Below are 14,145 nucleotides of genomic sequence, written 5' to 3' on the forward strand. Positions count from 1 at the left end.
GCTCGCTCCCACAGACAGACCCCGATGCTCGAATCGGTCACAACACGACGTTCTCCCGCGTACCTGTTCTCATGCACAGCCATTAGCTTTAGGTTGGGGCGCACCTTGTCCAACACCGGGGGGAATCATGAACAAGTGCACATCGAAACTGAGCACCACCACGCTGGCCGCGGCCCTTGCACTAGGGGCCTCTGCAATCGGAGCCGCTCCAGCTACGGCGGCTCCGCCGGACAGCGCCAGTTGCACGGGTCGGACCGTCTCCAATGGAGCGCAGAACGCCCCGGTCCCGTTCGGAGGCATCGTCAACCAGTACGCGACCTACTACGGCGATGAATGGGGCGAGAGCATCTCCAAGGAAGCACGCACCGAGGGTGAATGCCCGGAGCCTTTGCCCTTCCCTCCGGCGGAATAGCTACAACAAGTAGTGCGCAAGGAGATGGCATGAGAATCATCCACCGCGTCGGCGCCGCTCTGGCCGCCGCGACGCTGCTCGCCACCGGGATCACCGGACCAGCCACCGCCGCCCTCCGACCACTTACCGACGACGAACGCGCCGCCGCCCGGGAAAAGGCCACCAGGGCTCGAACCACCTCGGAACAACCACAAGACGGCATCTTCGTTACCCAGCGCGTCAACGAGAAAGAACCCAGAGAAAGGACGCCGTAGCCCGTCGCACCGCTTCGACAGGCAGTCCACCCTCACCGTAGGGAGGTCGCCCGACGTGGAGTTCCACAGAACGGTGTCCGCCCCGTCTTCGGGGCGGACACCGTTCGTCTGAGCCCCTCTCATCGTGGGTGCTTACAACCCCATTCCACCCGCCTCCGGGCGCTGCTCATAGTGCCGGGACGCTACCTCCGGGAGGTGCTCCGAGCCAGCTCCACCACCTCTGGCACTATTGCGGCCCGCGGTAGAAGTGTCGGGGAAGTTGATCCGCATTCTCTTCTTCAACGCCTCCAGCTCCGGGTCCAGGGTCGGTTGCGGCGTCTCCTCACCGCGCATGGCGCGCTCGATGCGGTGGACCTCCCACCGGGCGGCTTCCAGCGCGTCCTGGTGCTTGAACGGCACGTCCAACGCCTCCCGGGCGTCGACGACTTCCTGCCGGGCGGACGCCAGTCGCGCTTCGCGCTTGGTGACTTCCTCGGGCAGTGCCCGCACCTGGTTCTCGAGCCGTTGGATCATGCCCACGCTCGGATTCAGCGACGTCGCCCGGTTGACTTTCAGCGCGACACCGGAGGCATCGTCGATGCGCAGCTCCACCGGGGACGCGCCCAGATCGGCCAGGTTCCCTGGACGCTGCACGACCCGGATGTCGTGGCCACCGATCCGGCCGGCGACCCCGAGGTCGCTCTCCCCGGCCCGGGGCGGGCGGGAGGCGGCGTGCACCCCAGCCCACCGTTGCCACGCTTCCGCCGCGTCGGCGCGCTTGTCGTAGGTGGACCCGTCGATGGTCATCCGGAACTTCTCCCCGCCGAGCTCATCGGTGGTCCGCTCCGCCGCTGCGCGGAGCACGGGGATCTCCCGTTCCAGCGCGTCAGCGCGCACCTGGGCGGCGTCTTTGCGGAACACCAGCGAGGACTGGTTGCGGTGCCAGGCCCGGTTCAACCGCTCCATCCGCGCCAGCTCCTGATCAGCCTTCGACTTCTCCAGGATCAACGGATTGCCACTTGAGATCGCCTTCACCTCGGCGAAGGACAAGGTGTTGTCCCCGACGTCCTCGATCTCGCGCACGTCCAGCCGCCCGCGCATGATCTGGTCAATGAACTTCGACTTCCGCTCCAACGTCTGCCACATGAAAGTGTCGAAGGAACCCTTGGTCACCACCTGAGAGATCGCGACCTCCGGGTTCTGATTGCCCTGCCGGATGATCCGCCCGTGCCGCTGCGCAACATCGGCCGGGCGCCACGGGGCGTCCAGGTCCACCAGGTGCACCGCCCTCGCCTGAATGTTCGTGCCCACCCCCATCTTCTGCGTGGACCCGATCAGCACCGCCACCTCCCCGGTACGCGCGGCCGAGAACAACCGGCCCTTCTCCGCATCATTCTTGGCTTCGTGCATGAACCGGATCTTCCCCTCCGACACCCCACGCTCAGCCAACTGCAGCTTCAGCTCGTCATAGACGTTCCAGGACTCCGACGGGGTGCCCAGATCGCAGAACACGATCTGCAGCCCACCGCGGGTCGGGTGCTCCTCCCCGGTCGAGGGATCCGTGAACACGTCGTTCCGGTGCTCCTCGTACACGCGGGCCATCACGTCCGCGGCGGCACTGATCTTGGTCTCCGCCACGACCGACCTCAGCTCCGGGTCGACCAGGCGCAGGTCCAGGGCGGCCTTGCGCCCGTCGGAGCTGATCTTGAGCATGTTGTCCTCGGTCGGGGGCACCAACCGCGCCTGGATCGCCTCAGCACGCCGGCCGATCTCCGCGATGTAGTCCTGCAGCTCTGTCGAGGCCTCCACCGGGACCATGCGCGGCAGCCGCTTCCCGTCCTCCCGCACCTCGAGCTCCGGGGTGGGCAGCTGCAAGTCCTCGGCGGTCTTCACGTCGGCGAAGGTATGGAACATCTTCAACAGCTCCGGGACGTTCTGGAACTTCGCGAAGCGCTCCTTCAACTTGAAGCTGTCCCCGCCGGCCACCGACAGTTCCATCTCGGACACCACCTGACCGAAGGTCGCCGCCCACGAGTCGAAGTCGTGGATCCCGGCCCGCTCCAACAGCTCCGGTCCGAGGTAGCGCTGCATCACGTACATCTCGGTGACCGAGTTGGCGATCGGTGTCGCCGTCGCCCCGGTCATCACCCGATCCCCGTGCACAGAGCGCAGGTACTCCACCTTCGAGTGCAGGTCACTGGCGCGCTTGGACCCATCGATCGCAGCGTCCTGAATGTTCGAGGCGGTGTCGAGGTTCTTGTACTCGTGCAGCTCATCGACCAGCAGATAGTCGATGCCGGTCTGCTCGAAGGTGATCCCCGGATCCGTCGCCCGGTCGGACTTGGCCTTGAGCTTCTCCTCCCTCGCCTGGAGGCGAGCTTCCATGCGCTTGATGGACATGGTGTCCGCCCCGGTTGCCGCGGCCCGTTCGTTGGCGGCCTCGAGCTCGGCCCGTTGGCGTGACATCTCGGCCAGGTCGTAGGCGGCTTTGGACTCCTCGGAGAGCTCGATGCGCTCGAAAGCGGTGCGGGTCATGATGATCCCGTCCCAATCGCTGGCCGCGGCCCGGGCCACGAACACCCGCCGTCTGTCCCCGGCCAGATCCTCGGAGGAGGCGGCCAGGATCTGGGCCTGGGGGTAGAGCTGCAGCCACTCGCGGGAGAACTGGTCGAGCATGTGGTTGGGCACCACGATCACTGGTTTGCGCGCCATGCCCAACCGGCGCAGCTCCATCGCCCCGATCACCATCTCGGCGGTCTTGCCCGCCCCCACCTCGTGGAAGAGCCCCACCGAGGGCTCCGAGAGCATCCGGGCCACCGCGGCCCGCTGGTGGGGCCGGGGGGTGAAGTTCTTCACCAATCCAGGGAACGTCAGGCGTTCTCCCTCGACCGTGTAGTCGCGCAGCACGATGGAGTTGAACCGCCGGTTGTACTCATCCACCAACCCCGCCGCCCGCGCCGGGTCCTCCCACACCCACTCCCCGAACCGCTCCTGCATCAGGGACGCCTTCTCCTGGGCGGCCGTGGTCTCGGTGGCGTTGACCACCCGGCGGTTGCCCTCGGGATCTGAGGGGTCCGGGTCGGTGACCTGCACCCGGCGCTGCTCCAGCAGCTTCTTGAAGATGTCCCCGGCCGCCATCCGCTCCGTGCCCCAGTCATTGCGGGCCGCGAAGACATGACGGCTGGCCTTCACATCCCAACTCGCCCCGCTGATCCGGTCTACCCGCGCAGCTGGGTCCCTGATGATGTGGCGCAAGAACTGCTCATGGATCTCCGGAGACACCCACACCGCCCCGATCCGAGCCTCGATCTCATCGGCCCCCAGCGGGGCCGGCAGCACCGCCTCCAGGGCCGCCACGTTCGTCTGGAACCGGTCCCCGGTGGTTGCCGCGGCCCGGGCGGCGTCCAGTTTCTCGCGCACGTCCCCGGACAGGTACTCCGCGCGGGTCTCATAGATCCCGTCCTCGCCGGGCACCTCGTAGACCAGCTCCCCCAGCGCCTCCCGGGCCGCGGTCTCATCAGTTCCCAGCAGCCGGGCGATATGGGGCAGGTCCACGGTGCCCAACGTGTCCAGGGTGACGGCCAGGGCCTCATCCGGGGTGTCCACCCCGAGCACGGGCCGGCGCGGTTGCACCTGCCGCTCCGAGAGCAGACCGGCCGCTACCGCGGTGCCCGCGCCCTCGTCGAAGTGTTCCAAGCCCAGCACCAGCGGCCCGAACGGGTCCCCGCGCAGCAACCGCACCGCCGGCGGGGTGACCCGGGCCAGGATGTCCGCCCCGGCCTCGTCGTACTTGCCGGTGCGGCGTTCGCTGAACCGATTGATCGGCCCATACCGCTGCGCATACCCCGCGTAGTGGGACGCCAGCTGGGACCTCATGGCCTCGAGCTCCGGGGTGTCCTCGACGTTGGCCGCCTCGAGGGTCAACACTGCGCGGGCCGCATCCCGCAGACCCAACAGAGCCCGCAGTTCGCCCTCCTGGGTGCGGGGCACCTTCAGCGGTGCGTGCACCCCCTCCACGGTGACCTGAGTGAAGCCCTCGTCCCCGCGGTCGGTGATGTGCCCGATCTGCTCCTGCTCCCCAGCCGGCACCAGGGCCGCGACCTCCAGGTCCTGCTCGCCCGTGCGTTCGGCCATCCCCCGCCCGGCCGCCAGGGCGTCGGCAGTGATGTCCGAGAGCTGCTCGTGCAGCCGGGCCCCGGTGGCCGCCAAGTCATCGGACCACACAGTGAGGGTGGCGGAGCCGTACATGCCGTTGCCGATCACCGGCTCACCGAGCACCCGGGCAGGGTGGGCGAGGAAATAGGCGTTCATCCGCCCCTGCTGGCCATCCAGCTCCACGGGGGCGGTCTCCACCCAAGACTGGTCCAGCGGCTCCTCCCCGGGCAGGCGGCGGCGGAAGATCAGCACGTCGGTCAGCGCGTCCGTGCCGGCAGCCCGCCGGTGGGCCCCGGTGGGCAGGCGCACCGCGCCCAGGAGGTCGGCGGTCTCGGCCATCTCCCGGCGCGCCGCGGGGTTCTGCGCATCCAGGGTGAACGCCGAGGAGAGCACCCCGACCACCCCACCGGGGCGGGTCAGGGCCAAGGACTTGAGGATGAAGTGGTTGTGCATCGAATGCCCGGCCCCGTTGTGCCGGGGATCGTGCAAGGAGTTCTTCGAGAAGGGCACGTTGCCCACCGCGGCGTCGAAGACGCCACCGGGCATCCGGGTGTCGGCGAAGGACTCCGCACGGATCGTGGCGTCCGGGTAGATCGCCTGAGAGATCGCCGCGGTCACCGGGTCCAACTCCACCCCGGTCATCTGCGCCTCTTCCGGGGCCAGGCCGATGAAGGTGCCGGCACCGGAACCAGGCTCCAGCACCCGCCCGCCCTGGAACCCCAGACCTGTGAGGGCGCCCCAGACCTCGACGGCGATCGCCGGATCGGTGTAGTGGGCATTGATCACCGTGCGCCGGGCGGCGACGTACTCGGCCTCATCCAGAAGCTCACGCAGCTCCGCCCGCTCGGCCTCGTACTCGGTGCGGGACTCGTCGAAGACCTCCGCGACCCCACTGGCACCCCAGGACCCCCAGCGGGCCAGCGCGGTGCGCTCGACCTCGGTAGCGGACCGCCCCTCGGCCTGCAGGGTGCGCAGCACGCGAAGCGCTGCCAGATTGGCCCGGAACCTCGCCTGCGCCCCGGACGGGGCCAACTCGTCCTGGGCGCGGGGGACGAAGCGCCCCGGACCCACGGACTCTGAGGCAGCCGGGGCTACGCCTGTTCCGCGTCCAGCCGGTCCACCTCTTCCCAGTACTCCCGGTCCTCCCGGTTCAGCTGCTGCACGATCCGCAGCCTCCGCGCCACCCCGGAATCCTCCTCGTCCTCCTCTTCCGGTTCCTCCTGCACCGACGGGTCCGGGGTCAGCATCTCCGCGCGCACGATCTCCTCGGCCTGCATCTTCGACGCGTTCAACCGCCCTACCTTCTCCAAGTAGGACTCCCCCACTGGATCCGGACCAGCCAGCTCCATCATCAGCTCCCCCACCCGCTGCGCTGCCTCCTCCCCCAGCCGCTCGAACCACTGATCCGGATCCGGGATCAGGGCGTACTCCGCCGGCGCGGTCGTCTTCCACGCTTCCTGCGCGAACTTGCCGTACGTGTTCATCACGAACCTCCTCGGGTTCCGGGAAGAGAAAGGCATCAATGCTCAGCTGCCCCTCGACTTGTGTCCTCTTGCGGGCTGGGGCCATGGGGTGGGGTTCCTAGATGCAGCGAATTGAACATGTTCACAATAGTCACAGAGGGCCGACTCGACCATCCGCGACACCACACCCATGGCTCACACCCACCCAAGCACACTTTTGTTGACGTATCAACTTAACAATCATGGAGAAATGTGTTGCATCTGCAACTGGGGTCGACTTGACTTGCCCCATCCAAAGTCGCACCCCTAGACGAATCCCTTCGTCAACACACGAGAATGAGGCTCAAAGACAATGGACGTTCCCCAGCCCCAACCTCTGTACTCGGAGCAGCAGCGCTACGTCGAAGAGCAAGAAAAGCGGCGCAGAAAAGAAGAAGAAGAACGCCAGAAAGCCCTGATTGCAGAGGCGCGACGCAAGGCCGCTGAAACCACTCAGAACAAATAGGGACCCCCCCTATGCGCCCGGGAAGCACACAATGGATACCTAAGTCCACTTCCTGGGCGCATTCATGGGCACCATGCAAATGGGAGCCACCATTTTTAAGTATAGCAACTAGAAATTACGCAAATACACGTAACCTACCTGGGAATACTTTGTGAATAATGTCGATTATTTTATGAATCGGGTGGCAGATCTAGAAGGCCTGCAATCTAAAATTGAGAACCAGGCGTCTGAAGGAACTTTAGGGAATCCTGATCTAACAGAAGAGTACAAGAAATTAGTCAAAGAAATAATCGACTTAAGGATTGAACTTAGTGGAAGTGCTGGGGTCTGGGAAGACATCTTAGGACCGATGCTGGATTGGGCAAAGGCGTACGTCCTAGCTCCGTACATCAGGAAACATGCTCAGACCCATGAAAGGGAACCTTACCTGGCATACTTGACAGCCGTGTCTGAGGTCCAGGAACACTATAATTACCTTGCCCCCTGAAAACTGGGCCACATCGACATCCAGGGCCACCACTCAGATGACAGGCAGGCCCAGTATCAACGCTCTCAGCGACAGAGCCCGAGCATGTCACAGATGAAATAAATAGGAAGTTGACCCCCCACCATGTCCTTCAGATCAGCCTCTCAAAGTTACTTCACTCCTCAAAACGCTTGGGTCCCAATGGGAACGGAGTTTTTCCGGGCTGTTGTCCCTGTGACGGAAGATCGAACGCAACTCGTGTTCGCTTACCCCATGGGCTCCGGTTCCACTGGATCCAACATCGGCCTAGGCTCTCCCGTCGGACGCAGACATGAAATTGGCAACATCAAAGGCGCCGTCGAGCGTCTGGATGATGATTTCGACGGCTATACGCTCATAGACGCTGATGGCGTAGACATGGTCCAGATTCAAACTGTCATCCGCGCCGAATCGACCGATTCTGAGGTAGCGGCAGCGGTCGCCAAGCTAGCCAGGATTGCAGACAGCATCGAAGCTTCAGTGTCTCAGGTAGACGAGTGGTGATCCTGGCAGTTTCTGGCCTCTAGCTGGCCAGCAGACGTCAATACTGATTGACGATGTGCTGTGGCGTCAATCAGCATTGACCCATGAGCGGAGACGAGCAGATCATCATTCAGGCGGAGGAGCTCGGGCGCATGCTGGCCAGTTCGGGAAGCTTCGCGAACGTCGCGAAAGCCATCATCCGGGGCTTCTCCGAGACGCAGACCGGGGAGGTTCAACGCCGGGCGCATCTGGCGCTCTTGGGCGCTGAAGCGCTCGTGCGGGGATCAGAGACAGCCCGCGTATGGGTTGTACAGGACGCCCGCGACGTAGGGCTGTCGTGGTCCACGGTTGGCAAGGCTCTCGAGATCAGCAAGCAGGGCGCCCAACAGCGCTACGGCACAGCCTGAGGGCCAACTTCCCACACGTCCCATGGCGGGCACCCACCCCCAAGAACGGCCGCTCAAGATCCAACCTCGGAGCGCTCCGGTTGCCCTGGAGCTCTGGATGCAGCACCGATCTTATGCAACGTAACGGTGCTGGTGTCGACGGCCAGGAGTTGCTCCGAGTCAGGCACGAAGTGGCCGATAGCTGGCCTTACGTAAACCAAACGCTCACACACCGCTATCGGACAGTCCTCGTTCCGGCACATGCCAACCTCTTCGGGCTGAACAAGTGGTTGGACATGCGCACGCCGATCGGACCATGACTGCTCACACGAACAGATCAGCAGCGGTCTGCGCCTCAGGCGAGAACACCCCGGTTCCCATCAGCCTCCGTTTGCCACTGCCAGCACGGCGTCTCGCAGACGGTCATCGTCCTGAGACAGCCCGTTGATGACCTCACCGAGGCTGACGTCTGTCTGCACGATCCGCTTGAGGCCCTGCTGGCCCGTAGCTTTAAGCGTCACGAACACTCGCGAGTAGTCAGGGTCGGACACCAACTCTGGCGCTCTCTCATTCTCCACGACGGCAGTGGGCCCGAACACGAGGAGGATCGTCGGCTGCGCATCACCGCGGTACAGAGCGACGCACCACTGCCATATTCCCTTGAGCTTCGCCTCGACCTTCGTCACCTGCCCTGTCTCGACCTTATCGTTCACCTGATCCGTCAGCGTGGTCCGCGCAAAATCCTGCAGCCCAGCCTTCACCCTGGCAAGGGCCTTGCGGCTGTCCTCCATCTGCCGCCGCGCATGCTCGGCGACGAGGTCGGCGAACTCCTGGGCCGCAAGATCCTGCGACTGGTACCCGTAACGTGCGGACTCGCCGGTCTCACACATGGCTTTGATGAAGGAGATCTGGTCGTCGAGGTTCACTGCCGCCGGGCCTTCCACGAAGTGGTCAATCATCTGCTGGATGAAGAAGCGTTGCTCACGATGCCGCCGACGCCACGACGAATCGCGAGCGACGTGTGCTTGAAGATCCCCCAGAACTTCGGCATAGGTCACGACAACAGCGTCGTCCCATCCATCTTGCTGGCGGTGGGCCTCGCGCCGGCGGCAGAGCAGAACGACTGCGGCCGCTCTCCCGGGCCCAACAGCGTGGGCGAGGTACCGGTGAAAGTCGTGAACGTGTCCATCGGAGGTCCAGTAGTTCTCGACGACGACGGCGGCATCTTGTCGCGAGAGGACGATGTCGGCAATGTCCATGCCGACCTCGCCGCCAGCGGCTTCCTCCTCCCCTCTGGTGTCGACTTCCTGGGCCACGCGGTAGCCGGTGGAAGGCAGCTTGTCAGCCGGCCGCTCAGCGTTGATCCTCTCGAGGAAGATGCGCTGGAAGGCATCGCCGAGTCCGTGAGTCGCATCCGCGGCCAGCAGCCAGGCGAAGACGTTGGAGAGTTGCTTCTCGTGGGTGCCGTGGTGCATCACCCGGAAGACATTGAACTCCTCGGCCAGGCTCCGCGAAAGCATGGGCACAAGCGCCGTGACGAAGCCACTCATGTCCGTCGGTCGGGGGGTCATAGCGTGACGCTACATGAACGATGGTCAGATAGAGCACCCGGCGCGTAGAACGCCAGATCCAGCCGCTCCCACGTAAATGCTGTCTCAGCGCAGGAACCCCAACTGCACCAGGTCATGCACTGCATACCTACCAAGGCGTCGGCGACGCTGAGCTTCGCGCTACGGGCCGTTCCCCAGACGCTCGTCAAGTCGTTCCATGCGCTCTCTGTACTCCCGATCGTGCTTTTTGAAGCCTCGCCAGTTGATCAAAGCGATCGTCACGAGACCGAGACTGCTCAGCGCTGTGGTCCAGGAATCGCCCTCAACGAAGGCGATGACCACCATGGCCACGAACCAAAGGACACACGCGATTGCGAAGCCGCCACTGAGTGGAGCCTTTCCGGTAGCCATAAGCCCTTCTCTACGACGTTGGGCCCGCCGGTGGGTCCTGCGGTGCACGCTTGCGGCTCTCCGCCCTCATGACGAGCAGGCCCACCCACATCACCACAGCACAGCCGGCCAACAGCCAACCGAGCCAGCTGCCCCGGGAGCCTGCAACCAGCCCCCAAATCAGGAACATGGCGGCCAACCCGGCGTAGCCCCAACGTTGCTTCGTGGACATGCTGAGCTCCTCCCGGCGCTCTTCGTTGTGGTCATCCTGGCATGCCACCGCAATGGACACAGTCCCCACTTCCGCGCCGCTGGGGGTCTATCGACGGCGCCCCTGGCATCGTCCGCAACGAGGAAGGACATCCGAACACTGCTGGAAGCGATTGAACGACGGGCCTCCTGGGACGACCGGGTGTCATAGCCGTTCCTCCACCACTCCTAGCGCCACCTTAAAAAGCGATGCGGTCACTGCTTGGGGTAGGCCAGTCGGCTAAGTATGCCAACAGCGTCCCCTCAAGTAGCTACGCAGACCCCGGTCCTCTAGTCGTTCGCGCATGCACACGCCTCTGTAACCTAGAAATTGTAGACCAATGGAGGTGGAAATGATGGCCAAGCAATCGGCAGCGGGCGCAAAATTTGACAGATCGAGCAACTTCGAAAATAGAAGTTTTGCATCAACCCAGAGTTTCGTCCGACTGCACCGACCAAGACACCAATCGGTGCGTGAGCCGGCCCGAACAAAATGAGCGAAACTTCGGAAGACAAATCGCAGGCAACAAATGACCATTTATGGCAGCTGGTAGCGGCGGCACATCAGACCTCCAGGGATCAGCTGGCCTAAGCGCTCTTGCTTTCGTCACAACACCTGAATTCATGGCACCTGGCGGCCTCTAAATTTGAATGCGAGAATAATATGAGCGCAAAATATTTCACATTATTAACATTTGGTACGTTTTTTGTTATTGCAGCCGCGGCCTTAGTGTTCGTTTTTGCCGGAACTGAATGGCAGGGTGACAACAATGAGTCTACATGGGTACTGTTCGGAGGATTTTTAGTGTACTTCTTGGCGTTTCTTACGTTTAATCGAGGTTGGGGCCCCACGGAATCAACAATACATTACTTGCAGTCTTTTGACAGGAGTGCAACTACTGACGAAGTATTGGGCATATTTAAAAAATACTCATTTTTTCTTCTTTTGGGGGCACTACTACTACTAATTACTGCGATAGCTTCAATTTTTATTTATTGAGAACAATGTATTCAGCCGTACTTGCCGCGGTGGCGCCAACGAACGCCCTCGACGCCTACCACACGCCTCAGCCGCGCCACCTTCTTGCGATTCCACCGGTGCCCGCAGTGGCGAAGCTCCCCGGTTTACCGGCAAGCACCATAGACGCGGCACTGCTCGGCCCAGGCCGTACGGGCTGTGTGGGCATCACGCGCGTCAGACCAGTCATTCGTCGAGGCGCCTCCGTCGCGCCCTCGGTGCTCGCAGGAGGCCAGCTTCGAGACGCCCAGTACCCGGCACAGCCGACGGATCCCGTAGGCGGTGTTCTGAAGCATCAATAATGTCCAGCGACTCCGCCGGGGAGCTCATCGACTGTCCTCAGGCGTTAACGACCGCGGCTTTCTTCAGGACCTCTTTCTCCACCTCCGGCTCGGCGACCTTTCGCCGCAACCGGGCCAGCTCGAGCCGCTCATCACTGCTCAAGGCAGCTGGGCCGGCATCACGGTCCCGGCAGGCATTCGCCACCCAGTTCCACAGCGTCTCGTACTTGATGCCCAGCGCCCGGGCGACGTCGCGCACCTCATCCCCATGCGGGTAGTGATGATGCGTGATGGACCGGTGACGGTCAGGTGCGTGGACGGTCGCTGTCGCTACGGGGCCGCCCGGGTCTGAACATCCCGGACTCATTTACCAGCAACGCACCTCCTGCCGCAGGCAGAAAGAGCAAAGCGGGCAACCACTCAGTGACCGCGAACAGGCCCAGCGCGAGGAGGGGAACGACGATCGCAGCGATTCGGACTTTGTTGTGCATGACATCACTTCCGCTAAGTCCGTGAAGCCTAGCATCAGCCTCCAGGCCAAACCCGCCGCCCAACTCGGCGTGCGGGAACGCAGTTCGAGCAGGAACCCCAACTGCTTCGAAGAAGAGAGCTATGGCTAGCTGTCGCGCAGATCCGAGGCGGCCTTAGAGAAAAGCAATTAACATCAGAGCTGCTCCGATGAGAAAGAGGACCGATCCGGCGCCCATCCACTGTCGAAAACGAGCCGTAGGGGCTCTATTGCTGTCCCAGCCGGGCTGGCGAGATTGTTGAAGTGAGATCACCGTACCTACCAGGGCGCACCCTGCTGCCACTATGTACAGAACGATGGCAATGGTCATTAAGCCAGAATCCACGTGAACTCCCTCCAATCTTGACTGCACCGCAACTCTGGCGCTAAACTAAAATTCAAAGCTGGCTCCATTCGCTCGACTCAGTTTTATGTACGCAGACCACACCATCTAGGTTTGCCACTGTTAAAAGGACAGCTTCATCCCGCACCGCCGCCTCCTCCAGGCGCTCGAATCGACGCACGTTAGAGGGGCCCTCCCGCTGCGGACCCACATCACAATTTGGAGGCAGGAAACCGGGTCGGGTTGATGCCCGTATGCCCCGCCCACAAGGGGGTGCCCGCACAGGTACGGCATGCGCAACACTGGATGCGTGAGCGGGAAGAAGATCGGCTACGCCCGCGTCTCCACCATCGAGCAGGACCTCACCGTCCAGCGTGAAGCCCTGCTGCGCCTGGGTGTGGCCGAGGACCGGATCTACGTCGACCACGGCCTGACCGGCGCGAACCGGTCCCGCCCGGGGTTGCGGGAAGCGATGGCCGCCTGCTGGCCCGGGGACACCCTGGTGGTCACCAAACTCGACCGCCTCGCCCGCTCGTTGCCGGATGCCCGCGACATCGCCGATGAGCTCACCGGCCGAGGGGTGACCCTGTCGCTGGGCGGCAGCGAGTACGACCCCACCGACCCGGTAGGCCGGTTGCTGTTCAACGTGCTGAGCATGGTGGCGGAGTTCGAATCCGATCTGATTCGGATGCGCACCCGCGAGGGCATGGCCATCGCTCGGGCCAAGGGCCGACTGCGCGGACGGCAGCCGAAGCTCTCCGTGCTGCAGCGCCGGCACCTGATGTCCTTGTACGAGAAGCGCGAGCACACCCAGGCCGAGCTGGCGGAGTTGTTCGGGGTGGCCCGCTCCACGGTCTACCGCACGATCCAGCGGGAGTCGGCCAAGCGCACCAGCTAAAGCATCACACCACCGTGGCGGGCAGCTCCCGGATGCGGCGGTAGAGCGTGGCCCGCGACATCCCAAGGTCCCGGGCCACCTGGGTGGCCGGCTCCCCACCGTCGATCAGCCGCAGGGCATTGCGGATCTGGGAGTCGGTGAAGGTCTGGCGCCGCCCACCGAGGTCCTTGCCGGCGGCCCTGCGCTTGGCGACCGAGTCGGTGATCCGCTCCCGCTTGATCTCCAACTCCATCTGCGCCAGGGCAGCCATCACGGTGAAAACCATCGATCCCATCGGGGTCGCGGTGTCCACGTCTCCCCCACCGAGGTTGAGCACCCGCAGACCGGCACCTCTCCCCCGCAGCGCCTCGGCGAAGGCCAACATGTTCTGCGTCGACCGACCCAGGCGGTCCAGTGTGGTGATCACCAAGGTGTCGCCCTCCTCGAGCGCGGCCACTGCACGGTCGAACTGGGGACGGGAAGCACGCCCTCCAGATACTCCATGGTCCACATAGACGTCATCGCGCCGCACGCCGGCGGCCAGTAAGTCATGCACTTGACGGTCTGCGTCCTGCTGGCGCGTCGACACCCGTGCGTACCCGATCAGCTTCCCCATGTCCACCCCATTTGTCTCGCAACTGACGTTGAGTATCCGATTGTAGGGGCATGGATAAAGCACAAGGATGCGAGACAAGCCGAACCGCGGAAACATGCGGTGTGAACCGCAGTGATAAGTGGCGGTGTTCTGACAGAGCTAAATGACCGCTTCGGGGCGGGGTAGTCAGTA

At 63.5% G+C, this 14,145-nt stretch carries 11 protein-coding genes; 5 read left to right on the forward strand and 6 right to left on the reverse strand.

Annotated features, from left to right (window positions below; genetic code table 11):
* Nucleotides 1-441 precede the first annotated feature (441 nt).
* Entirely contained in the window at nt 442-666 is a 225-nt protein-coding gene (locus QYM41_RS16960) for a hypothetical protein (protein ID WP_368800949.1), read from the forward strand.
* Nucleotides 667-798: 132 nt separating this feature from the next.
* Here QYM41_RS16960 and QYM41_RS16965 read toward each other — a convergent pair whose 3' ends face one another.
* A complete protein-coding gene (locus QYM41_RS16965) occupies nt 799-5,778 on the reverse strand; it encodes a helicase-like domain-containing protein (RefSeq protein ID WP_368800950.1) in 4,980 nt (1,659 codons plus the stop codon).
* Between the two features lie 113 nt (nt 5,779-5,891).
* Entirely contained in the window at nt 5,892-6,284 is a 393-nt protein-coding gene (locus QYM41_RS16970; protein WP_368800951.1) for a TnpV protein, read from the reverse strand.
* 331 nt (nt 6,285-6,615) lie between these two features.
* On the opposite strand from QYM41_RS16970, the gene QYM41_RS16975 reads away from it, so the two are divergent.
* The 3 genes from QYM41_RS16975 to QYM41_RS16985 all read left to right on the forward strand — a co-directional run bounded on the left by QYM41_RS16975 (nt 6,616) and on the right by QYM41_RS16985 (nt 8,163).
* Nucleotides 6,616-6,768: a hypothetical protein gene (locus QYM41_RS16975; RefSeq protein ID WP_368800952.1), complete on the forward strand. Its 153-nt coding sequence runs from the start codon at nt 6,616-6,618 to the stop codon at nt 6,766-6,768.
* A 739-nt stretch (nt 6,769-7,507) separates the two neighbouring features.
* Nucleotides 7,508-7,777 (forward strand): hypothetical protein, encoded by a 270-nt coding sequence (locus QYM41_RS16980; protein WP_368800953.1) that lies wholly within the window; start codon nt 7,508-7,510, stop codon nt 7,775-7,777.
* A gap of 83 nt (nt 7,778-7,860) precedes the next feature.
* Entirely contained in the window at nt 7,861-8,163 is a 303-nt protein-coding gene (locus QYM41_RS16985) for a hypothetical protein (RefSeq protein ID WP_368800954.1), read from the forward strand.
* 359 nt (nt 8,164-8,522) lie between these two features.
* On the opposite strand, the gene QYM41_RS16990 is transcribed toward QYM41_RS16985, so the two are convergent.
* The 3 genes from QYM41_RS16990 to QYM41_RS17000 all read right to left on the reverse strand — a co-directional run bounded on the left by QYM41_RS16990 (nt 8,523) and on the right by QYM41_RS17000 (nt 11,997).
* On the reverse strand, nt 8,523-9,713 hold the full coding sequence (locus QYM41_RS16990; RefSeq protein ID WP_368800956.1) for a PD-(D/E)XK nuclease family protein: 1,191 nt from the start codon (nt 9,711-9,713) through the stop codon (nt 8,523-8,525).
* A 159-nt stretch (nt 9,714-9,872) separates the two neighbouring features.
* Nucleotides 9,873-10,103 (reverse strand): hypothetical protein, encoded by a 231-nt coding sequence (locus QYM41_RS16995; RefSeq protein WP_144836746.1) that lies wholly within the window; start codon nt 10,101-10,103, stop codon nt 9,873-9,875.
* Between the two features lie 1,585 nt (nt 10,104-11,688).
* Nucleotides 11,689-11,997, reverse strand: a complete 309-nt coding sequence (locus QYM41_RS17000) for a transposase (protein ID WP_368800957.1) — start codon at nt 11,995-11,997, stop codon at nt 11,689-11,691.
* Nucleotides 11,998-12,791: 794 nt separating this feature from the next.
* On the opposite strand from QYM41_RS17000, the gene QYM41_RS17005 reads away from it, so the two are divergent.
* Nucleotides 12,792-13,379: a recombinase family protein gene (locus QYM41_RS17005; protein ID WP_368800958.1), complete on the forward strand. Its 588-nt coding sequence runs from the start codon at nt 12,792-12,794 to the stop codon at nt 13,377-13,379.
* A gap of 4 nt (nt 13,380-13,383) precedes the next feature.
* Here QYM41_RS17005 and QYM41_RS17010 read toward each other — a convergent pair whose 3' ends face one another.
* Entirely contained in the window at nt 13,384-13,974 is a 591-nt protein-coding gene (locus QYM41_RS17010; protein WP_368800959.1) for a recombinase family protein, read from the reverse strand.
* Nucleotides 13,975-14,145: the final 171 nt, after the last annotated feature.

Source organism: Kocuria oxytropis, assembly GCF_040981195.1.
GTDB classification, from domain to species: domain Bacteria; phylum Actinomycetota; class Actinomycetes; order Actinomycetales; family Micrococcaceae; genus Kocuria; species Kocuria oxytropis.